At 38.3% G+C, this 22,524-nt stretch carries 15 protein-coding genes and 1 pseudogene; 15 read left to right on the top strand and 1 reads right to left on the bottom strand.

Translation table 11 applies throughout. From position 1 onward, the window contains the following. Window positions 1–8 precede the first annotated feature (8 nt). From GAB14E_RS14875 to GAB14E_RS24035, 9 genes and pseudogenes are all read left to right on the top strand, one after another. Window positions 9–920: a LysR substrate-binding domain-containing protein gene (locus GAB14E_RS14875; protein ID WP_033081674.1), complete on the top strand. Its 912-nt coding sequence runs from the start codon at window positions 9–11 to the stop codon at window positions 918–920. A 326-nt stretch (window positions 921–1,246) separates the two neighbouring features. Next, window positions 1,247–2,278: a YjgN family protein gene (locus tag GAB14E_RS14880; protein ID WP_052093577.1), complete on the top strand. Its 1,032-nt coding sequence runs from the start codon at window positions 1,247–1,249 to the stop codon at window positions 2,276–2,278. 12 nt (window positions 2,279–2,290) lie between these two features. Continuing rightward, window positions 2,291–3,328 (top strand): M48 family metallopeptidase, encoded by a 1,038-nt coding sequence (locus tag GAB14E_RS14885; protein ID WP_033081673.1) that lies wholly within the window; start codon window positions 2,291–2,293, stop codon window positions 3,326–3,328. A 666-nt stretch (window positions 3,329–3,994) separates the two neighbouring features. Further along, window positions 3,995–4,084: pseudogene (locus GAB14E_RS24790) on the top strand (S24 family peptidase); the annotation flags it as partial. 937 nt (window positions 4,085–5,021) lie between these two features. Beyond that, window positions 5,022–6,875, top strand: a complete 1,854-nt coding sequence (locus tag GAB14E_RS24045; protein WP_081967764.1) for a S8 family peptidase — start codon at window positions 5,022–5,024, stop codon at window positions 6,873–6,875. A gap of 182 nt (window positions 6,876–7,057) precedes the next feature. Next, on the top strand, window positions 7,058–10,336 hold the full coding sequence (locus GAB14E_RS14890; RefSeq protein WP_033081672.1) for a ligand-binding sensor domain-containing diguanylate cyclase: 3,279 nt from the start codon (window positions 7,058–7,060) through the stop codon (window positions 10,334–10,336). An 84-nt stretch (window positions 10,337–10,420) separates the two neighbouring features. Next, window positions 10,421–10,690 (top strand): response regulator, encoded by a 270-nt coding sequence (locus GAB14E_RS14895; RefSeq protein ID WP_033081671.1) that lies wholly within the window; start codon window positions 10,421–10,423, stop codon window positions 10,688–10,690. A gap of 415 nt (window positions 10,691–11,105) precedes the next feature. Next, window positions 11,106–11,315: an EAL domain-containing protein gene (locus tag GAB14E_RS25490; RefSeq protein WP_081967763.1), complete on the top strand. Its 210-nt coding sequence runs from the start codon at window positions 11,106–11,108 to the stop codon at window positions 11,313–11,315. Next, window positions 11,276–11,857: an EAL domain-containing protein gene (locus GAB14E_RS24035; protein ID WP_081967762.1), complete on the top strand. Its 582-nt coding sequence runs from the start codon at window positions 11,276–11,278 to the stop codon at window positions 11,855–11,857. Before GAB14E_RS25490 ends, GAB14E_RS24035 begins: the two co-directional genes overlap by 40 nt. 17 nt (window positions 11,858–11,874) lie before the next feature. Here GAB14E_RS24035 and GAB14E_RS24030 read toward each other — a convergent pair whose 3' ends face one another. Continuing rightward, window positions 11,875–14,814 carry a sigma 54-interacting transcriptional regulator gene (locus tag GAB14E_RS24030; RefSeq protein ID WP_052093573.1) on the bottom strand — a complete coding sequence of 980 codons (2,940 nt, stop codon included), beginning with the start codon at window positions 14,812–14,814 and terminating at the stop codon, window positions 11,875–11,877. A gap of 316 nt (window positions 14,815–15,130) precedes the next feature. On the opposite strand from GAB14E_RS24030, the gene GAB14E_RS14900 reads away from it, so the two are divergent. The 6 genes from GAB14E_RS14900 to GAB14E_RS14925 all read left to right on the top strand — a co-directional run bounded on the left by GAB14E_RS14900 (window position 15,131) and on the right by GAB14E_RS14925 (window position 22,397). Then, entirely contained in the window at window positions 15,131–15,544 is a 414-nt protein-coding gene (locus GAB14E_RS14900) for a LexA family protein (protein WP_033081670.1), read from the top strand. After that, the gene (locus GAB14E_RS14905) at window positions 15,532–16,785 is read left to right on the top strand and encodes a Y-family DNA polymerase (protein ID WP_033081669.1); all 1,254 of its coding nucleotides are present in this window, start codon (window positions 15,532–15,534) and stop codon (window positions 16,783–16,785) included. The genes GAB14E_RS14900 and GAB14E_RS14905 overlap by 13 nt, the downstream gene beginning before the upstream one ends. A gap of 7 nt (window positions 16,786–16,792) precedes the next feature. Next, complete coding sequence (locus tag GAB14E_RS14910; protein ID WP_033081668.1) at window positions 16,793–17,359, top strand: SOS response-associated peptidase; 567 nt, start codon at window positions 16,793–16,795, stop codon at window positions 17,357–17,359. A 470-nt stretch (window positions 17,360–17,829) separates the two neighbouring features. Further along, window positions 17,830–19,515 (top strand): amidohydrolase family protein, encoded by a 1,686-nt coding sequence (locus GAB14E_RS14915; RefSeq protein ID WP_033081667.1) that lies wholly within the window; start codon window positions 17,830–17,832, stop codon window positions 19,513–19,515. Between the two features lie 76 nt (window positions 19,516–19,591). Further along, entirely contained in the window at window positions 19,592–21,088 is a 1,497-nt protein-coding gene (locus GAB14E_RS14920) for a hypothetical protein (RefSeq protein WP_033081666.1), read from the top strand. A gap of 541 nt (window positions 21,089–21,629) precedes the next feature. After that, window positions 21,630–22,397: a TetR/AcrR family transcriptional regulator gene (locus GAB14E_RS14925; protein WP_033081665.1), complete on the top strand. Its 768-nt coding sequence runs from the start codon at window positions 21,630–21,632 to the stop codon at window positions 22,395–22,397. The last annotated feature ends 127 nt before the right edge of the window (window positions 22,398–22,524 follow it).

The raw sequence follows: 22,524 nt of genomic DNA, 5'->3' as shown, positions 1-22,524 counted from the left end.
ACTTAAGTATGAAACATTTGCCACCATTAAAATCTTTACAATTCTTCCTGGTAGCCGGGCAATCTAAGAACTTTAAACAAGCAGCTGAACACCTTAATGTGACTCAAGCTGCTGTCAGCCAACAGATTCGGTTGTTAGAGGATCACATTCAATTAAAGTTGTTTGAGCGTACTAATAGGCAAACCATGCTCACCGAAAAAGGGCGAACTCTATTACCCTTTACCCAAAGAGCATTTGAAGAGTTAACTACAGGTATTCAAATTGTTACGGGAGATCCCAATCCACTAATATTACGGATCTCTACGGTTCACTCTTTTTGCTCTCTTTGGCTTATACCTAGGCTTGAGGAGTTTCAAAAATTGCATCCAGAAATAATGGTGCAACTTGCGCCATCGAGTGCGCTTATTGATTTTAAACAATCCAATATTGATTTAGCAATTCGAATGGGAAGAGGGGGGTATGGTGATTTAACCGAGAAGAAAATCTATGATGATAATCTCATCTTTGTTGCCAGCCCTAAGCTACTCGTTGGTATCGATAGGGATAACCCTAAGCAAGTTTTTCGTTTACCTTGGATAGAAGACACAAGTATAGGAATACAAGAAAAATTTCAAGATTACTGTAAAAGTATAAACTTCAAATATGAAACCTTAGTTCCTGTAATGCAAACTAATGATGCGCTCCCTTTAATTGATAGTGCAGTCCATGACCGTGGGTTCTTATTAGTAAATAGTAGTTTAGTTGTTGAACATATACGTGCAGGCCGTTTAGTTAAGCTACTTAACTACTCGATAAAAAGCCCTTACTCACTTTATCTCGTAGCGCCGGAGCAGCAATTTTTATGGAAAAAAGTTAAGCTGTTTGAGGATTGGTTATTGCCTAAATTGCTTAAATCATTCTCAGATCTAGACAGGTATTAGTAGTTCATCATAAAGTATTTTCAATTTTAGCTCTGCAGGTCAACAAGTTGCTAACACTGAAAACACTATATTCGATGCGTTAAGAGCATTTATGTCTGCGTGTATTAAATGTTTATACCAACACACATGAGAACACCCCGAGTGAAGTGTTAATTGGAAATTAGGTCTTAGCTAACTGTTTCTAAATAGCTTGAACAAAAGTCGTTGACAGTATTCATCTATAATAACCTGATACAGCTTGCAAGGAGGTTGCAACTTGTTTAATATTCAAAAAGCTTAATTAATTAAGCGGTTACGGATAAATACTATAAATTAAGGATAATAGAATGACCCCTTCATCAGGCATATCTGCTGTGCAGAATTCGATCAACACTACAAAAGAAAATAGAAGTATAGGCTTTGAATTCCGTGGTGACGGAATGGAGTATTTTAAAATTTGGATTGTGAATATCCTATTAACCATCGTCACGCTAGGTATTTATTCAGCCTGGGCTAAAGTAAGAAATAATCGCTATTTTTATTCAAACTTATATTTAGATAGTGATAATTTTCGATATCTGGCAGATCCTATCACAATATTAAAAGGTCGACTTATCGCGGTAGCCGCTTTAATTGGTTACTACATCATGTCACTCTTTTTACCGATAGTTGCTGGAGGTTTAGCTATAGCACTTCTGTTTGCCATCCCTTATTTTATAAATCAATCTATGGCCTTTAATCATAGAATGTCGTCATATAAAAATATTCAGTTCCGTTTTAAAGGCTCATATGGGCAGGCATTTATGGTTATTTATGTTTGGCCAATACTTGGCATACTTACTTTAGGTATTTTGTACCCATTAGCATTATTAAAAGCCAATGAGTATTTTGTTCGCAATAGCGCTTATGGTACTAGCAAGTTTGATTTTAATGCGACATATAAAGATTACGGCATGATATTTTTAACAGCCATTGGCATTACCATAGCGGTAGGACTTCCTGTTGCCTTAATCGCTTATTTTGTCCCGGCTTTTAGCGTTATCTCATCATTACTTTATGTCGCTGTCTATTTCGCTGTAATTATTTATGTAGTGGTGTCATTCACTAATGTTTTTTATGCAAGCTTAGGTTTAATTGAGCACAAATTTGAAGCAAATTTAACCATGGTCGCAACAGCAAAAGTTATTCTAACTAATCTGTTTCTCACCATAATTACCTTAGGTTTATATCTACCGGCAGCTAAAGTTCGTATGACAAAATATATTTGTTCTTGTTTAACAATGCACACCAGTGGTAGCTTAGATAATTTCAGTGCTGCTGAAAAAGAAAATATCAGCGCTTTAGGTGAAGAGTTTGGTCAAGTATTTGATTTTGCATAAAAGCCATATTGCATGTTAATAGAAGGGATCTATCTCGATGGTAAAACCTCTAAACGCAATGCCGCGCGTTTAGAGGTTAATAGTAACCATAAAATCACTGCTATTCACCTAACAGAACAGCAGAAAATATTATCATTTGAGCATCAATCTTATGTTGTTGAATCTCGTTTAGGCAATACACCTCGAGAAATAACATTTGATGACGAACAACTATTTGTTTGTGATAACCATGAAGAAATTGATAAGTTAATTACTTGGCAAACTAGCAATTCATCAAATCAATATTCTTGGCTGTACCATTTAGAAAATAATTCAAAATTAATTTTTATTTCTACAATAACTACTGTCATTTTACTATATGGCATTGTTGTGTATGGCATACCAAGCACTGCAAAATTAATGGCTCACAATGTACCTTATTTCACCTCGGCACAACTTTTTTCTAGTTTAGATATATTAGATGAGACAGTCTTCGAACCATCAACATTGCCAGCCAAAAGGCAGCAAGAAATAAGAACTTTAGTGGCGCCTTACTTATCAAATCATAAAAGCTTGCAGCCTAAGCTGGAATTTAGATCTGGTATGGAAGCTAATGCATTAGCTCTGCCAAATGGCGTTATTGTTTTTACGGATGACTTTGTCAATTTAACTCAAACGGATGATGAGCTTGTTGCTGTTTTATTCCATGAATTAGGTCATTTAACCCAAAAGCATATGACGCAGCGGATCATTCAAGATGCTATGTTGACCATCATGGTGATATTTATTACAGGAGATGTCGAAACTTTTGACCTAGTAACAGGCCTTCCTACGTTATTGCTTGATTTGACCTATTCTCGTGAATTTGAAACTGAAGCGGACACTTATGCGTTAACGTTATTAAACAAGCATGATATTCCTTTACAAAGCTTTGTTGATGCTATGACAAATTTAGAAAATTATTATCTCAAAGAAAATGAAGGAAAAGTCCTGGGCACGGTGAATGACTTTTTTTCAACACATCCTAAAACATCAGAAAGAATCATATTGGTGGAAACATTCAAAGAGTAATCTAATGTTTTGTCGTTAATTACCTACGGTCCTCATTTTTGACGTAATAACGCCAAGTCTATTTTAAAAGCTCTTAACAGCAACCAAACGTATTTAAATTTTTCAACGCTTCTAAATATGCAATGATCTATATATTGTGATGAAATAATATGTTTCATCAGGTCTATCTAATTTTCAGTCATTTAGGAATACTATTTTTTAGATCTGTTCATTCGATTCTGGATTTTTTATACATTTTCATTCGTCCCCATAATATGATTTCATCATTTAATACAATGAAGGGAGTTCGGTAATAAAAATATTGTAAACTTAAGTCGGTTATATATAGGATATTTTACGACCTAAGTAGGGGCGCAGCACAGTCAATCTGGCTCCTGATTTTTTAGAGTATGTTTTATAGATAATCAAATATCTAGTGCAGTAGGGGCTTATCAACTGAGTTAGGCCTTAATAAATGTATCGCAGTTAAACAAACAGCGGCACATTTTATTGGCAAATTACGCCCAAACTAACTTAATACTATTTAACATCAAAGTATTAAGTTTAATTGCCTACCAAGACTTTAATGCGAGATTGCTGTTAGTAATACCTAATTGATGATCGCACTTCAAAATATAGCTAAAAAGCACCGTACTGTGTTTGTGTACAGTTGTATTTGGTTTTTTTATGAAAATAATATCCGTTTATATTGAAGCAGGCATATCAGGCTTTGAATCACCCGCAGCAGAATATAGAGAGCTAAATCTATCATTAGAATAGTTGCTCCTTCAGCACCCCAATGCGACTTTTTTCGGGCAACACCTGCTAAATAGATACTATGGACAGAATTCATAAAACCCTATGGGATAAATCCTTTAAGGACGAGTTAACTAAATTAGTGTCCATCTTTAATGTCCATATAACACAACACTTTACATTGTGGATTAAACAAGTAGTGTGTTCACATAATTTAAGTACAGTAACCAAGAATAATAAAGCGAGACTTCCTTTCTCCACGACACACTACCAGCGTTAGGAACTCACCACGAATCCGATGTTGATATACTTGTTCGAATTGGCCGTAGGCAGCGGGGCGCGAAGCATCAGAAGAGGACCTTGCAGTAGCTTTCTATAAAAATGGTATTGAAATTTAAACATTCTCAACACTAAACTTGATTAGTAATTCAAAAAATGTTGATAGAACATTGAACAATTACACTTGGAAAGTTAGCAATAGAGGGTGCCTTTATTTAAATTGGGATGGTAAATTTGAATTAAAAATAACAGAGGATGTTGTGTATATTTTTACCACGATAGATGGAAAAATCGTCGAAACGATACAACCTTAACAATCCAATATGTAAATCACAGGGTCACATTTTGTTAGTTGCTAGCGATGGTCAAGAAAATAACACGATCTGACCCCCGTATTTATAAATTGTCTCAGTTGTATTTACGTTCAGTAATAAACGTGACTGGCGCTATTAATCAAAAGAATACTTTGAATGATAAGATTTTGACTTAATAAATGATAACTAAGTCACATTAAGTTACGCCAAAAATGAAGTCATAATTTAAGTCAAAATTATCCCTAATTGATAAACCCTGACTTGTGATATTTAATTCTTATAAATCAATAGGATAAATGCACTAAAGTATTGGCATACATTCTGCTATGAGATATATACCCAATAAATATCTGTAGTAGAGATATATGATATCAACTAAAACAAAACCATCGACAAGAGCAAGAATAATGATTGCCCTATTAATCGTCATTTTAGTCGCGATTGGATGGGCGAACCTCCCAAATGAACAGGTCAATAATTCGTTGAATGAGGCACCAGCGGTCGCTTCCGTTGTTAAATTGCATATCGAAGCTGTGTCTTCACCTGTGGTATTGAAGGAAGAGCTGGCGAACACCAAAGCTGTGTCTTCACCTGAGGTATTGAAGGAAGAGCTGCCAAGAAGTTACATTCTTCAGGGAGAAGATATAGCTACAATGGTGCTAATGGTTGATAAGGTCGGTGGTGAGGTGACGGCAGAACTTGGGATCATTAAAGCGATTGGTGCTACGTTAACCCGTCAACAGTATGAGCTGCTTGCCGCTGAAACAGAGCTTAAAACTTTTACTGATCATTCGCTAAAGACAAGCAGTCGTTATGGTCTTACAACACATATTACTCGTCAAACTACGGCTTACTGGGCTCATCATAATGGTATTATGGGACATGACGTGACAATTGCGTTTGTGGATAGTGGAATATCGGTTGGACAAAACAGCGAAGAATACCTGAAGACAGATGCTTTTAGCTCTAACCGTATTTTAGCTCAGTATGATGCTACCGTTGGCATTGAATACGCACCCTATTATGACGCGGATTCCCATGGTCACGGTACTCATGTCGCTGGAGTTGCAGCCAGTAGTCTGAGAGATAGCAATGGCGACTATAATGGTATGGCGCCAGCAGCAAAAATTGTCTCGGTAAAAGCCTTTGACAGTTCAGGTGTTGGAACCTATCTTCACGCAATTAGAGGGCTTAATTGGATATTGGAAAATAAATCGACTCACAACATCAAAGTGCTTAACTTGTCTTTTGGTGCTGAAGTACGTTCGCATTATTGGGAAGATCCACTTAATCAGGCAGTGATGAAAATTTGGCAATCTGGGATTGTGGTCGTCACTTCGGCTGGTAATTCAGGGCCCGATCCGATGACCATCACCGTACCTGGCAATATCCCCTATGTCATCACTGTTGGTGCGCTTACTGACCACTATACGCCAAATGATTATAGAGATGATCGGATGACGAGTTTTTCTTCTGCCGGCCCAACTCATGAAGGATTTGTAAAACCTGATGTGGTTGCATGGGGTGGACATATGTCGGCTAAAATGATTGATCATCACTATAATACTTTAGAAGCCAATCATCCTGACTCTATTAAAGGTGGCAATTATTTTGAAGTTTCAGGGACTTCGCAGGCTGCGGCGGTAGTGACTGGTACAGTTGCCTTAATGCTACAGAGGGATCCCGGATTGAGTCCCGATGATGTTAAATGTCGATTGATGTCTACCGCGAAAACAGCGGTCGATGCGAACGGAAAAATGGCCTATAGTCCTTTTAGGCAAGGGGCTGGCAAAATTGATGCTTGGGATGCAATAATCAGCGTGAGTCATGGGTGTGCGAATAGGGGACTGGATATTAACGCCGATCTCGACAATACTATTCATTATCAAGGACCGACAAAAGTTGATGCCAACAATAATTTTTATCTAGAAATGCCAAATGGGTCGGTCTGGAAAGAAGGATTTACCTGGAATGAAGGAATGACTTGGAACGAGGGTATGACTTGGAACGAGGGTATGACTTGGAACGAGGGTATGACTTGGAACGAGGGTATGACTTGGAACGAGGGTATGACCTGGAATGAGGGTATGACCTGGAATGAGGGTATGACCTGGAATGAGGGTATGACCTGGAATGAGGGTATGACCTGGAATGAGGGACAGATAAAGAATGAATCGAAAGTCGCTGTTGAAGGCACTCAATGGATTCCGCACGAGTGATACTGATTTCAATAGGGTTTACTCAGTTAGGGTTTTATTGAGATTCGACTGAGTAATCACTTTAATTGTAATATATGACTAGGAAGTCTTCTTTAAATTGAACACTTGGGTTGTACAGATTATCTAGTTTAAAAACGATTCTAGTTTAAATACAATTCAAGTTTAAAAGAGGAGTAAGTATCTTGTTGATTACTAAAGATATTCTGCTAGTTATATTTCTTTTGTTTTTGGCGCCAATTGCTTCGTTTGCTCAAGCACCCAATATTCGTTTTCAACAAATTTCATTTGAACAAGGATTATCTCAGGAAGCTGTATTGACCGTTTTTCAAGACAGTGATGGCTTTATGTGGTTTGGCACTCAAGAAGGGTTGAATCGCTATGATGGTTACTCTTTTAAAGTCTATACAAAAGATGAGTCAAATTCTGATTCGATTGGCTCCGACATAATTTTTGCATTAGCAGAAGACTATTTGGGAGAGCTTTGGGTTGGTACTGAATATGGTGGACTCAATCATTTTGATAAGACTACGCAAAAGTTTGTACGTTTTACTCATAACCCTGATGATGTAACCAGTATTAGTAACAGCACAGTGCGTGCGATTTTTAGCGATATTAACGGGAACCTATGGTTGGGAACTGATGGTGGATTAAACCTCTTTAATCACCAAAGCAAGCAATTCGAACGCTTTGTACATGATCCGTTGGATGACAACAGTGTCAGTAGTAACAAGGTTCGGACACTCGTGGGTGATAGTCAAGGCTATCTTTGGATTGGCACTGACGGTGGAGGCGTTGACCGCTTTGATCCGATAACAAAAACTTTTCGTCACTATCAACATGACGAAAACAATCCGTCTAGCATTGCTAGTAATCGGATCAAATCATCTTATGCTGACAGCCAGGGCAACCTGTGGTTTGGTAGTTACGACAAAGGTGTCAGTCGCTTAACAAATGACCGGAAAAAATTTGATCACTTTAGTCACAGCGAGCAAAACCCCAATAGTATCGGTAATAATTACATTAGAAATATTATTGAAGACAGTGAAGGGAATCTTTGGTTTGCAACGGATAAAGGTTTGTCGCGTTGGCGACCGAATACGGATGACATGATCACTTTGCTAAACGATCCACTCGATAAATACAGTATTGGCTCTAACAAAGTGACTAGTTTGTATTTCGACAAGGGCGGAATTTTTTGGGTAGGAACATACAGTGGTTTAAACAAATGGAATAGTGCAACCGCGGCATTCCGACATTTGAGACACCAACCGAATTTGCCGATAAGCCTAAGTGACAATGGCGTTAATGCAATCACTCAATCAAGAGATGGAAACCTCTGGATTGGTACCTATGGCGGACTCAATATGCTGAGCAGCACGGGCATTACACAGTTTCACGCTCAGCCAGACAACAAAAATTCATTGAGCGAAGAGCGGATTATGTCTTTGCATAGTGATGAAAATAATCATTTATGGATCGGTACGCGAAATAGTGGTTTTGATCGATTCGCTCCGGCAACTAACACTTTTACCAACTACCGCCATGATGCGAAAAATCAAAATAGTGTGAGTAGCAACGCGGTTACTGCGATTACCCCTCGTATCGACGGACGACTATGGATTGCGACTTTTGGTGGGGGTTTAGATTTGTTTGACCCTGTTAAAAATCAATTCACTCACTTTGCTAACGATGCCAATAACACAAAGAGTTTAAGCAGCAATAACATTCTTTGTTTAGCTGATGAAGATGATGGCCGGTTGTGGGTGGGAACCTATGGTGGTGGACTCAATCTATTTGATCCAATATCTAACACATCAACGGTTTACAAAAATGAGGCTGGTCAATACGATTCAATTAGCAGTAATAATATTATGGCTATTTTTCAAGATAAGAAGAAAAACTTGTGGATTGGTACACAAGGCGGCGGGCTCAACAAGATTTCGTTTCAAGATCGATTAAATAGTAAGTTGAAATTCACACGCTACAATCGACATAACGGTTTACCAAGCAATACTATTTATGGCATTTTGGAGGACTCTAACGGAAACTTGTGGTTAAGTACCAATCATGGATTAACCCAGTTTAATCCTGATACCGGCAAAGTACTTAATTTTGATTCTTCTCACGGTTTACAGGGCAATGAATTTAACGCTGGAGCTTTCTATAAAGACCCACAAGATAATTTTTATTTTGGTGGTACCAATGGCTTGACTATTTTTAATCCTGTGAACATCAAACCCAATTCCCATGTTCCACCGGTGGTTTTGACACGATTTTTAAAAATGAATAAAACTCACTTGGAAAACTCTGGATTACGTAATTTGAACGGAATAGAAATTCGTTACGAAGATTATTTTGTTGCTTTTGAGTTTGCAGGTCTTGATTTTGCTGAGCCAAGCAATAATCGATATCGCTATATTTTAGAGGGCTTTGATGAAGATTGGGTTGAAGCCGGTTCACTACGTAGAGCAACTTATACCAACCTACCGGCGGGTCAATATACTTTCAAAGTAAAAGCGGCCAATAATGATGGCGTATGGAATGAACAAGGCGTTCGTTTAGCGGTGGTAGTACAACCACCAATGTGGAAGTCATGGTGGGCATATTTGATTTACACAATGGCTAGTATTGGTTTTATTATTATGTTGATCAAAATATATTTAAATAAACTAAAAAAGGAAGCATTGTATCGATTGAAACTAGAGTCAGAGGTACAAAATAGAACTCGTGAACTACAAACGGTTAATCAAAAGTTACTAAATACGAGTGTCACAGATCAGTTGACGGGTTTGCATAACCGTCGTTACCTGGACGATATTATCGATAAAGAAGTCGCTGACATCGACCGAGAATACTACAGTGATAATGGTGATGTCGATAACGTTCCCCTCGATAATGAGCATCGTGACTGCCCTCGATTGTTCTTCTTAATGTTTGATTTAGACGGCTTTAAACCTGTCAACGATACTTACGGACATTCAGCCGGCGATAAAGTGCTTGTTGATATCAGTCTTTTACTCAAAGCGGCGTGCCGAAAATCTGACACCGTGATTCGTTGGGGAGGTGATGAGTTTCTGATGATGGGAAAAGTAAACAATATTGATGAAGTCAGCTCGATGGCAGAACGTTTGCGAAAAAGTATTCAAGACTGCGCATTTGATATTGGTTTAAATCAAAAGCTACATTTATCTTGTTCAATTGGATTTTCATTTTATCCTTTTTCAGCCGCTTTTCCGAAATCTGTTAACTGGGAGCAAGTGCAAGTGATTGCGGATAAAGCACTATATCGTTCTAAAGAATTAGGACGTAATAAGTGGGTTGGCATAGTAGACACGCAAATTCGCCCACCGGTTTCATTTATGTCAATGTTGACGCAAGACTTGCATAAAGTGATAGAACTTGGTTGTGTTAAGCTGATTGAGCATTCCGATATACCGACTAATTCGGAGGGTTCAGATTGAGCTCAATAAATCCTAAGTAAAAAATGTAAGCCAAAGAAGTCTAAAACAGTACTCGTCTGTCAAAATAATGCGACGGAAAGACGTTTGATTTGTGAGGCTATGCAGCAATGCGGGATTGAAAATATTCCTGTAGTCATATTGACCGCAGCTAAGTCCATTAATGAAGTGCGCCTTGCGTATCAAAATGGTGCTAGCGACTTCGTTTCAAAATCAATCGATTTACCTATATTGTTTGAACGACTGAGTCGCCTTTTAGTGACTCGAGAACTTAGTTGTAAACATGATGAAAAATTGAGTTTTTTAACTCAATTTGATCCCTTACCGGTTGATTACAAAAAACTAGCGAACATTTAATCAAAAATGTTCGCTCCCGTGCCTCGTTAATGCGCGATCCTTCTAATCTAGACTCAGGCACTGAGCTTACTCGATTTGGCGGTGATGAATTCTGATAATATTCAATCTGTGGATACTGCGATTACAATCGCTAAACGAACGATTAAATCGATCACAGTACCAATCTCACTTAAAGGAGAACAAATTGTAATTACCGCTAGTGTTGGAGTCGCAATTTATCCAATGATGAAGAAGATGTTAATATTTTTCTTCGCAATGCTGAAAAGGCTATGTATGTCGCCAAAAATACTGGTGGTAATATATACAAACTCTACAGCGAAGAAATGAACGCTACAGAAAAATGAAGCGTCGTTTAGAGACTGATTTAAGAAATGCTATTGAACAGCAACAATTGCAATTGCACTACCAGCCGTAAATAGATGCAGTATCCGGAAAAGTTATTGGTCTAGAAGCGTTGTTACGCTGGTATCATCCTGAATTTGGTTTGGTTAATTCAGATGTTTTCATTCCTATTGCAGAGTCCAGTAGCTTAATCGTAGATATTGGTGATTGGGTAATTAAAAATGCCTGTGAGCAAGCCCGTAGCTGGTTAGAAAGGGGGCGTCGCTCAATCGAATTGCAGTAAATGTTTCAAGTTATCAATTCCAGCAACTTGATTTCTTTACAAAAATACTAAATATTTTAAAAGAAGTAAATTTGCCCGCGCATTATTTGGAACTCGAATTAACAGAAAATGTTTTTATGAGTGATGTTACGGAAAATATCAGTAAGTTAAATAAATTTAAAGGTGTTGGCGTGAGCTTAGTCATTGACGATTTTGGCACTGATTATTCATCTTTGAGTTATCTCAATAGTCTTCCAATTGATACCTTGAAGATTGACCGTTCTTTTATCGCAAATATCACCAAGGAAAGTATCGAATGTGTGATTGTTCGGGCGATTTTAGCGCTGGCTGAACAGTTGGACTTAAAAGTGATTGCCGAAGGTGTAGAAAACCTAAGTCAGGTTAATTTCCTTAAACATCATCATTGTACCAGCTTACAAGTTTTTTATTATAGTCGAGCCTCACCTGCTAATGAAGGTGATAAATTATTAGGCTTAGATAAAGCGGCGATTGAGCTAGATTATCATGTTCAAAAAATCGTGATGAAGAATGTTTTCGCGTAGAGTGAACGAGTTAGTCACTACAATTCTTTTTTCCACTTATAAAAAGTCGGTTCGCTTATACCCATCAGTGTAGCTGAAAGCGTCGCATTTCCGTTCACTTCATGCAATATTGTGTGTAGCATTTCAAGTTTTATTCGCTTTAGCGTGTCATTTCCAAGAAATAATTGGCCATTGATGATTGGCCTAAGTTCCTCCATAACATGCTGCCAATCTTTCTCTCGATGTTTATCATTTTCGCTGGATATTTTGTTGATTTTTCGGCGTACGGTACTATGTGATAAACCAAGCCGCATTGCGACTTGATGAGTGTTTTTCTGACTTGCAAGATAAGTTAATAGCAGTAAATCATCTTCAAGCCAGCGACCTAGCGGAGATTGTTCCGACTTTGACTGTTGTACGATTCCTCGAACAAATTGTGCCATCATCAGATTAAATTGCTTGAGAAAACTCTCATGCTGTTCCACAACAGACTGCTCTTCTTTGTCTACGATGGTATTAATTTTTTCGCTTAGCGTTGTCTTAATGTTACCTGATGCTAGCTGTGGACTAATTGTGTTACTACTATCGTCTTGAGCAATCCCTAATTCGCTAAATTTAATTTGAGAGGACTCACAGAGTAAAGTTGCTTGAATTAGACAGTTTTCTAGTTCTCTAATATTACCTGGCCAAGAATATTTCATCATCTTATCCAGTGCATCAGGCAGTAACGTCTTTAGTGGTTCATCGTGCAGTAGCGCAGACTTCTTTAAAAAATGTTGTGCGAGCAAAGGGATATCTTCGACTCTTTCTCTTAGCGGCGGGGCCTGCAATACTACGACGTTAAGACGGTAAAACAGGTCTTGACGAAATTGACCTTGATTGACTTCATGTTGCAAATCTCGGTTAGTCACAGCGATTATTTTAACATCCACTTGATTGATTTTAGTAGCACCGACAGGTGTAAATTGTTTTTCTTGAACAAAGCGTAACAATTTCGCCTGTACTCTAAGTGGGAGTTCACCGATTTCGTCCAACATTAATATGCCGCTATCTGCGTCGAAAATACGTCCTTTAGAGCTACGTTCGGCACCAGTGAAAGCACCTTTAACATGACCGAATAACTCGGATTCAATTAAAGTTTCTGTAATGGCACCACAGTCAACTATGACCAGTGGTCGATCACGGCGATTGCCTTTTTGGTGAATAGCATGAACGAGCCTTTCTTTGCCCGTCCCACTTTCACCTATGATCAATGTGGTAGTATCCGAAGTGGCGCTGCGATGAGCTTTTTTCATCAAATCCTCCATTACCTTGGAGTGATAAAGAATTTCGCTACTGTGTAATGTTTGTTTTAACTGATCAAGTTCTGCTTGTAATTGCTCTTTATGGTTAAATAATTGCAAATTCAATCTTTGTTTTAAAATCTCTCTTGCATAGGCTCGTCCTAGCTGTTTAATCAATGCAGTTAAAAGAAGTTGGCTAGCACTTTCAAGATTAAAATTGGAATTGGTTCCTCGCAAATAAAATAATCCTTTACCATGCTCGTTAAAGGGGGTGACAAAAAGAGTTTCTGACTCGTTAATTGTTAGGCATCGAGGTTGAATATTTTGTGATGATTGAAGAATGTTGAGCAACGGTTCATCAAGAGAACTATCAATTTTTTGCAGTCGATGAGCAATACCTTGCTCATCAATTTTTAAGTGAATTTCCGTGCTATGCTCATCATCAGTCTTATGAAAAACTAAACCGCTTACATCAAAATTAAACGATTGTGCAAATCTCTGGGTCACTTTGTCAAACAGTACATCGAATTGGCTATATGTTTCTACCAAGTTTGAAATATCCCAAAGGAGCGACATATTACGATAGTCAGTGGTGGTGTCGGCTGTGAATATTCCACTAATATAATCTTGTAGCTGTTGGTATTGTAGATGCAACTGTGGATGCCAAATCACAATATTTAACTGACTTTCTGTTTTTGCTGCATGCAAAGCCTGATCGGTTTTAGTAATTAACTCTGTCATATAGTCTGTTATGCTCGCATCTTGACTTCCGGTATTAATGACCGAAGCACCTAATTTAAATTGTGGTGAGAATGCACCTTGTAAGTACTCGGGCTGTTGTAATTTAAAATAGAGCCTGTTGGTCATATTGGCAATGTCATCTCTGCTGTTAAAGGGGAGAGCAATAGCAAATAGAGTACCGCCAAAGCGACTGATCAGCTCTTTCTTTCTCAATGTTTGCGACAAAACTTGTGCGATTTTAGTAATCACCTGATCGCCTACATCATGCCCAAACTTCTTATTGATTACCTGAAAATCGGCAAGGTTAATCATTATCATGGCGACTTGTGAAGATTCTGCGAACAGTTTGCGTAGACTGCTTTGAAATTCAATGCGACTAGATAATGAAGTAACCGGATCGCGCAGAAGCATGGCGGTACTTTCTAGGTGATTGACAAGTAAGTACCCTAGCTTTAGCAGACTTTCTAATAAAGGATAAAATTGTTGATCCGAATCTCCGTTTTCAGCGAGAGCATCATTTGATAACCAATTGGGTAAATGATGGGTAAAAGTTAATCCAAGCCAAAGTGACTGGGCACTTTTATCAGCGTTATTCTGAGGTCTTCTTCGAACTTCACTTCTTGAATTTTTATCGTCAGTATCAGAATATGATTCGTCTACTTGCTCAAAACTTAAATGAATTATGAATGAATTTTTTTCTTGACTCTTGAAAATTGAAGTTAGTTTTGTTGTTGACTGAGGAAGAAATGATTTTTCATTATCCTTTAATTTTGGCAAGCAGATATCTGCTCTCGAAAGGTCAAATTCTGGGAGTAAGTGATCACTCAACTCCCCAGTGGTTGAAAATGATTCTACTTGCTTGCTTTGGCAGCAAGCAATATTGACAAACGAAGCTCCTGTTAAACGGGCAATGGCTTCCGCGTAGAAATCAATCATCCTTTTGTTATTATTCATTAAGACTCTCGTGGGTTGTATCTGCAACTTGGCATTGGAAAGACACATAAACCTGTTGAGTTAAAGGTTTTAAAGCTTTACGCTCACCTTTCCATAACAATAGGATAATTGATAAAAGCTGTCAAACATCATAAGTTTCAATGACCGTAATCCCCTACATGAGTAGTCCAAGACCTATTTTCATTTTTTAGTTCTAATGTATTGTTTGTTTTTTAAATAAAAGTGTATTTTAATTTAAGAGCTTTCATAATTCTGAATATTTCCAATAAAATGAAAATTAAGCTATACTGTGTTTTTATACAGTTACGGTGCGTTCATGAAGTTTATTCCAATCCTTATAGAAGCTGGTATATCAGGTTTTGAATCTCCAGCAGCAGAATATAAAGAACTCGGTTTATCTTTAGATAAACTTTTGATTTCAAATCCTGATGCTACATTTTTTGGTCTCGCTAATGGTCGCTCAATGGAGGGCAGAGGGATTTTTAACGGCGATGTGCTTGTTGTTGATAGGGTGGAGCATATTAGTAATGGCTCTGTAATTGTGGCAAATTTTAATGGCTGTTTTGTCTGCAAAATCATTGATACCGACAATGCCTTATTGCTATCTGCTTCTGAGAGTCACAAGCCTATTAAAATAACAGAAAGCGATGACTTCCAAATAGAAGGGGTAGTAAACGTATCCTTTAGATTGCATAAAAAACTCCCTGTACTGCTGTCATGTTTAGCTTAGTTGATGCCGTTTCATTCTATGCGCGTGCGGAAAAGGTCTTTGACCCAACTATTAGACATAAACCCGTTGTCGTCTTAACTAATAACGACGGCTGTATCTGTGCTGTTTGTCCTATTGCGCGTCAATTAGGCGTACCCAAATTTGTTCCTTATTTTAAGATTAAGGCCTTTTTAGAAAAGCATGATGTGGTCGTGCGTTCTTCGAATTATGAGTTATATGCTGACCTAAGCGAACGAATGATGAACGTTATTGCGCGGTACTCTGATAACCATTATGTCTATTCTATTGATGAATCTTTCTTATATTTCAATAACTTTAGCTGTATTGATAACTGGCACGAATATGGCCATGTAATACGCAAGGCTGTATGGCGAGAAACACGTTTACCTGTTGGAGTTGGCTTCGGCGCGACCTTAACATTAGCCAAAGCCGCGAATCATGCATCCAAGAAGTTATCTGGTTTTGATGGTGTTGCGGTAATAGATGATAAAGCCTCTCGTAAAGAAATCCTCTCTCGAATGTCACTCACTGATGTGTGGGGGATTGGCAATAAGCTAGGCAAACGGTTAAGTATATTAGGCCTTAAAAATGGTTGGGATTTAGCGAACCAATCGCCTAAAGCAATGCGAGGTCAGTTCGGTGTCGTCGTTGAGCGTACAGTGAATGAGTTAAACGGCATGCAGTGCTTAAATTGGGATGAAATAGGGCAAGACAAACAAGAGATATTTTCTACACGTAGCTTCGGGCAACGAGTAACTGACGATCATGCACTTAAAGCGGCACTATCAAGTCACGCCAGTGTTGTAGGGGCAAAAGTTCGAAGGCAAAGCTCTTTAATTAAACGATTAGTTATTTTTGCATCAAGCTCGCCACATGATGACAATTACTATAAAAAATCTGTTATCTATGAATTCCCTATTGCGACGGACAATACCTTAAAGCTAGCGGGTGCTATTTCTTACGTATTTGATAGTATTTATAGGCAAGGTGTTAGCTTTTATCGCTGCGGTGTCGGTGGTGTTGAATTGGAGAACAGTCAATTTCAGCAACAGGACATGTTTACGCTGAGTGTGAATAACCCTCCGCTAATGAAATGTTATGACCAAATAAACCATCGTTATGGAAGAGGCGCTGTTGAAGTGGCTATCGCTGAAAAAAATGAAAAGTGGGCAATGAGACGAAACTTCTTATCACCTCGCTCTACGAGTAACTGGTCAGAAATCCCTAAGATAAACTGTTGAGGTTAATATGTGTGGTCGATTTAGTGTAAATAATGCCATTTCACCGATTGTGAGTGAGTTATTTAATACCCACTTCAATGCTGAAACGAATACTAACTTAAGTCCCAGCCAATCAGTTGCAACGTTAGTAAATAGCAACTCAAGCTATCATCAAGTAAGTGCGCTATGGGGAATAAAGCCTTCATGGTCAAAGAAGCTTATTATTAACGCTCAATCTGAAACCGTTGCCACCAAACCTACGTTCAGGCAAGCCTTTCAACATCAACGATGTTTAATTCCATGTAATGGTTGGTTTGAATGGCGAACAGAGGAGGGTAAAAAAGTTAAGTACCTATTTGAGCATACCAACAAAGTACCTTTGTATATGGCAGGTATATTGTTTCAGCATGAATTTACTGAGTTAGTCACGTTAACAACAAAACCTAACCTTAAGTGCGGCCAATACCATAAACGAATGCCCGTACTTATTGCTGATGATGATAAAGACTACTGGTTTCAATCTTCGCCTCAAAAAATCGAGCCATTATTTCAGCATGTGAGTGATGAAATGATTCATATTGAACGTAGCGATTAAGTTAATGGCATTGAATGACACAAAGTAGTCCTTCTGAGACGGCTTTTTAATAGCTAAAAAACATCCGCAATGTGGTACTTACCGCCCTTAATATCTTATTTTAAACTCCAAATGATGTAGCGCTTTTGTTAAGGATCTCTTGGTGCGCATTGCTGGCATTAACCTAAAGAATTTAGCCATATATTTTATAATGAATTATTTTTTCATATTATCGAAAAGTATTCGTAATAAGCTGTAATGTTCACAATATGGTTTTAATGATACGTTTCAAGTTATGAAAAAGGATAAGTAGGTTATAAAACTTACTCCGTCGATGGCTATCCTTGAGGAGTCCACATACGTTTCTAGACATTTTAGCCTGCAATTTTAAGCTGCTTAATGTGGGGTTAGTATTTTTTGATAATTTACTTTTATCAATAAGCTATAGGCAGTAAAGAATACAAATAAAATAAATAAAAGGAATTAATAATATGAAATTTTTACTGGTAATAGCTAGTTACTTAACACTTTTAGTGGGTTGTTCCTCTATTGATACACCAGCTCAGAAGGAACGGATGGAGGTAAAAAGTAATAAGTTACCCAACATTTGTTCTTACTCGCACACATCAGCAAACGATCTAGGAATACTGCTAAAAGGAACCGTCATCACATCTAAGGAAATATTGACCCTCAGCAACGTATTAATCGGTCCTGACGGTAAAATATCAGGAATAGGTATAATAGACTCCGGGCAATATAATACTTTAAATTGCGGGAGTAATATTATTGCGGCAGCGATGCTTAATGCGCATGATCACCTGAAATATAATCAAAACTCACCTGGGGGGCAAAACGCACAACCTGTAACTAACCCTATGTATGAACACTGTAATATTGCAAATAATGCTTTCAATGATTCCATTTGTGCTAATTATCGATATGACAGGCGTAATGAATGGCGCAAAGGTTTGAATGGTAAAATGATGATAACGGCAAAAGGAAATTATGATGATAAAGTCGTTACATGGAATGAATTACGGCATTTAATTTCTGGAGTCATGACCATCGCGGGCTCTGGTGGTAGTAAAGGATTATTGAGAAATGTCGATATCGCTCCATCAGAAAGTGATTCCTATGATTATTCTGAAGGGTTAACTTACGCCAATAATAAACGTGTAGATTATGATACATTTCCCCTCGGTGATACGAATGATGTAACAGGGTATGATAGTGGCTGTAAAAATTACCCAGAAATCCCCTCAACTAAAGTATTAACAGACAATTTGATTTTTTTGCCGCATGTTTCAGAAGGTATAAATAGTTATGCTGAAAACGAATTTAATTGCTTAACTGGTGTTGGCAACGGCAGTGTTGACCTGAAAAGTTCTGCCTCTACATTTATTCACGGCATTGCCGTGAATAAATCTATGGTTGAAATTGCAGCTGCCAATGATATGAGTTTTATCTGGTCGCCAAGATCTAATATTTCTCTTTATGGCAACACTGCTCAGGTATCGTTGTATAAATCCGCGGGGATCAATATTGCACTGTCAACAGATTGGTCTCCTTCAGGCTCAATGAATATGTCTCGAGAGTTAGTCTGTGCAGATGATTTTAATACTACTTACTTAAATAATACCTTCACTCAAAAAGAGCTGTGGTCAATGGTCACAAATAATGCAGCTAAAGCATTGGGAGTAGGTAACCAGTTGGGAGATATACAACTTGGATACTTAGCGGATATTATTATTGTAAAAGTCGATGGCGAAGCTGGTTATGAAGATTTGGTAGCCTCGACACCTGATAGTATTTTAATAAGCTTACGAGGTGGTAAGCCTCTATTTGGATATAGCTCTATCATGGAATCTATGACAAATGGATGTGAAGATTTAAGTGCTCAAGGAATGCCAGGTCGACAGGTGTGCTTGGAGAATGATACCGGCTATTCACTCAAAAACTTATATAACGTTAATAAAGATTTCTTTGCACTCTATCAGTCTTCATTTGATTCCTCGGAGCCAAGCTGTACACCTGTTCGATATGATAATTACAGTGGTCAGATTACTAGTTCTGATAACGATGGTGATGGGGTTTTAAATAGTGAGGATAATTGCCCTTCTATATTTAACCCAATAAGACCAATGGATAATGGCAATCAGGTTAATGTCTGTAATTAGCAAGTAACTATCACATCGGCTCATAATTTATACACATGATAATGAGTCAATTTAATATTTTAGAAGGAATCTAAACGTGACTAACAGAACTGATATTACAAAAAATAACTTTTTCGCTTGGTCCTTGTACACGGCCTACCGTAATCCTATTTCAATTGGTAATTGGGTTGCTGCTGAATGGCCAGGCAAGCCAATTACCAATGCGCAGGAGATGCAGGATGATATTGATTTTCGGATCAATATGTTCATTGAAGCGCTGAATATAGCAATTTCCCAGAGCGCTAATTGCAATGACTGGGTGCGCTATTTTGTTGTCCCAGAGTTTTATTTTCACAGCGCCCACGGTCCTTATCCTGGATTGAAGATCAACGAAAAATCTGCCTTTGAATATCTGATGAGCCAGCTTGTTATGCGTATTGAAAGTACTCTTGCTGATTCTTCCGACTCAGGGAGAGACTGGGTAATCTGTACTGGTAGCGTTTTGACCACTCATGTTTCTGACATCGCGGACTTCTTAGCAGGGCAAGAAGTTAAAAACCGTTTGGATTCACTGAATACAGCTTACACGCGTGCGACGCAGCAAGGCGTAGCGCCCATGGCAACATCTCACATCGGTCTTATGCGCCTCAAGTCACTTGAAGCCATGCCCGATCTAGGTACTCAATATGATGAGTTCAATGCATTAGTGAACGCATATCGTCAGGATCCTCTTTGTACTGTGCGAAACCGTGCTTGCATTTTCGTTTACAATGGAGGTTCCACAAGAAAAACCATTCGCTATTCAATTGAAAAACAGGCTGAATCAACCGTTGATTTGACTTTGGGCGTACTCCAAAATGGCAAAATTGGTACTGGTGGGCAGATTACTGAGTGGCTGGCTAATTACCCTCCTGTGAGTATTTTAAATGGCGACAATCAGGGGTCTGGTATTTGTCGAAAAAGTGGGGCTCGTATGCCTATTGTTTCGTATTATCAGAGCGTCGAATTGGGTGCCGAGATCTGCCTAGATCACAGACTGCAACGGTTACGTCGTACAGTAAATATGGCTGGTAACAGTCCGCTTGATATTCAGCTTGTACCCTCCGGCGGAATGCAGCTGCTAGACTATGCCATTGCTGGCGGGAGCAGCGGAGCGATTTTTAACGCCGACGGGTGTGATTATATTCTGGATCAATACAACAGTGATGGCCAACCAGTCATCACCAAAGATGGCAAAGCAAGTAGCGGAACCACCAAACAAGTCATCACTGGAGTCTATACTTCCTCAGCACAAACACGGTCTGAAGGGGCTAACGGCACAGCTTATTATAGTCATAGCCAACTGTCCTATCGTACCACTGATGTAGGGCCTATTGATTATGTAAACCCCAAGAGTACTGAAAACCCCGGCGGCGACACCTACACGGGTGATATATCCCGTCCAGTTAATCAATATCTTGACCTTTACAATGAGCCGAACGTTCTGGCTGTAACCACTTCTAGTAATAAGGTTGGTGATTATTTCACTGCTGGCTTAGGCGAGATTCACCAATATTCACAACCGTCCTTATCTGCAGCCCCTAAGAATAAATAACGGGAATATCATTTTTTTTGACAAGTTGTTAAAGCGGAAAAGTAACTGCTGGCCATCGTTACACGATTATAGCCAACCATTCTTTTCCGCTTAACGAGACGTTAGCGATACAAAATATAATCCTACTTGTCTAATTCGTTGTAATAGCTAATGTCAGCTTTGTGAAGTTGACAAGGCATCTTAGTGGCGCTATTCCTTCTCATTGCTCTAATGGATCGAAATAAGGAAACGTCGTACCTATTTTTACTCCCGCTTGGTAGTGTTATTTCAAAAAATGAAAGCTACCTATATTCCAGCTACTATCCTCAACTCATATATTTAATTAAGTATCTATATGAACAGTAAAAGCTCTATCCCCGCTATAATCAATCGTTAGCTTCTATTTTTATAACTAGATATTAAACGAAGTGAGAACCACGTTATGACGATGAAAGAAAATTCACACGTACACTTTAGTTACAAAGTTGTTGACAATAATTACATCTGGCGTATGATGACGTTTCGTCAGTGACGATTCGTCACATATTGAATAGTAGGCATTATGACACCACCTAAGTTACTCGATGAAACTGCACTTAAGGAAAGAGAGTTGCAAATAATCAACTCGGCAGTATTACTTATCCAGAAAAATGGTATAGAAAATCTCACCATGGATAAAGTTGTTGCCCAAGTGCCGTTTTCGAAAGGGACGGTCTATAAACACTTTATTGGTAAAGAAGATTTATTGTTAGCTATTAGTAATTACTCAATTGAAGTATTAGGTGATTTATTTTATCGCGCATACCAGTTTAAAGGCTGCGCTCGTTCACGGATGTTACTTTTAAATTTCTCCTATCTTATTTATGCAATGTTATACCCAGCACTTTTTCAATGTGTAATGTGTTCTAAATCACCTAATGTTGTCGGAAAATCAAGTGATAAACATATTAATGAGGGTGAACGATTAGAAGTTAAATTAATGACTTCAATTCACGGCATTGTTGATGATGGTCTAAACGATAACAGCTTAGCACTACCTTTCAATATGGATATACAACAATTGTGTTTTAGTAATTGGTCTATGGCCTATGGTGCCATCACATTACTCTCAGGTGAAGTTGAACAATGTAGCGGTAGAACTAATTTAATTGTTGAACGCGAACTTTTTAACCTAAGCAATATGTTATTTGATGGCATGGGCTGGCAGCCGCTAACAAAAGATCGTAATCATCATACGGAATTACAAACTGCCTTGGCGGAGTTATTCCCTGAAGAGCTAGCGTCTATTAAAGCAAAAGGGCGAGAGCTAAACTTTAATAGTTTTAGTTAACTAGCCTCTAGTAAACCAGATAAAAAAAATGTGCGGTCATTAGCCGCATTTTTTTGAAAGATAAGGTGACGATTCGTCATCAAAAACATATTAATTAATGAATAAAATTTTATAACTTAAGGAGCGT

The organism is Colwellia psychrerythraea (genome assembly GCF_000764185.1).
Taxonomy (GTDB): Bacteria; Pseudomonadota; Gammaproteobacteria; order Enterobacterales; family Alteromonadaceae; genus Colwellia; species Colwellia psychrerythraea_B.
Note: the sequence above shows the minus strand (reverse complement) of the source record. Positions and strands in the feature narration are given on the sequence as shown.

Bases quoted from the DNA above. Each gene is read 5' to 3' on its own strand.
- GAB14E_RS14875 (WP_033081674.1), top strand. From the start codon at position 9: ATGAAACATTTGCCACCATTAAAATCTTTACAATTCTTCCTGGTAGCC.
- GAB14E_RS14880 (WP_052093577.1), top strand. From the start codon at position 1,247: ATGACCCCTTCATCAGGCATATCTGCTGTGCAGAATTCGATCAACACT.
- GAB14E_RS14885 (WP_033081673.1), top strand. From the start codon at position 2,291: ATGTTAATAGAAGGGATCTATCTCGATGGTAAAACCTCTAAACGCAAT.
- GAB14E_RS24045 (WP_081967764.1), top strand. From the start codon at position 5,022: ATGATATCAACTAAAACAAAACCATCGACAAGAGCAAGAATAATGATT.
- GAB14E_RS24030 (WP_052093573.1), bottom strand. From the start codon at position 14,814: ATGAATAATAACAAAAGGATGATTGATTTCTACGCGGAAGCCATTGCC.
- GAB14E_RS14900 (WP_033081670.1), top strand. From the start codon at position 15,131: ATGAAGTTTATTCCAATCCTTATAGAAGCTGGTATATCAGGTTTTGAA.
- GAB14E_RS14905 (WP_033081669.1), top strand. From the start codon at position 15,532: ATGTTTAGCTTAGTTGATGCCGTTTCATTCTATGCGCGTGCGGAAAAG.
- GAB14E_RS14910 (WP_033081668.1), top strand. From the start codon at position 16,793: ATGTGTGGTCGATTTAGTGTAAATAATGCCATTTCACCGATTGTGAGT.
- GAB14E_RS14915 (WP_033081667.1), top strand. From the start codon at position 17,830: ATGAAATTTTTACTGGTAATAGCTAGTTACTTAACACTTTTAGTGGGT.
- GAB14E_RS14925 (WP_033081665.1), top strand. From the start codon at position 21,630: ATGACACCACCTAAGTTACTCGATGAAACTGCACTTAAGGAAAGAGAG.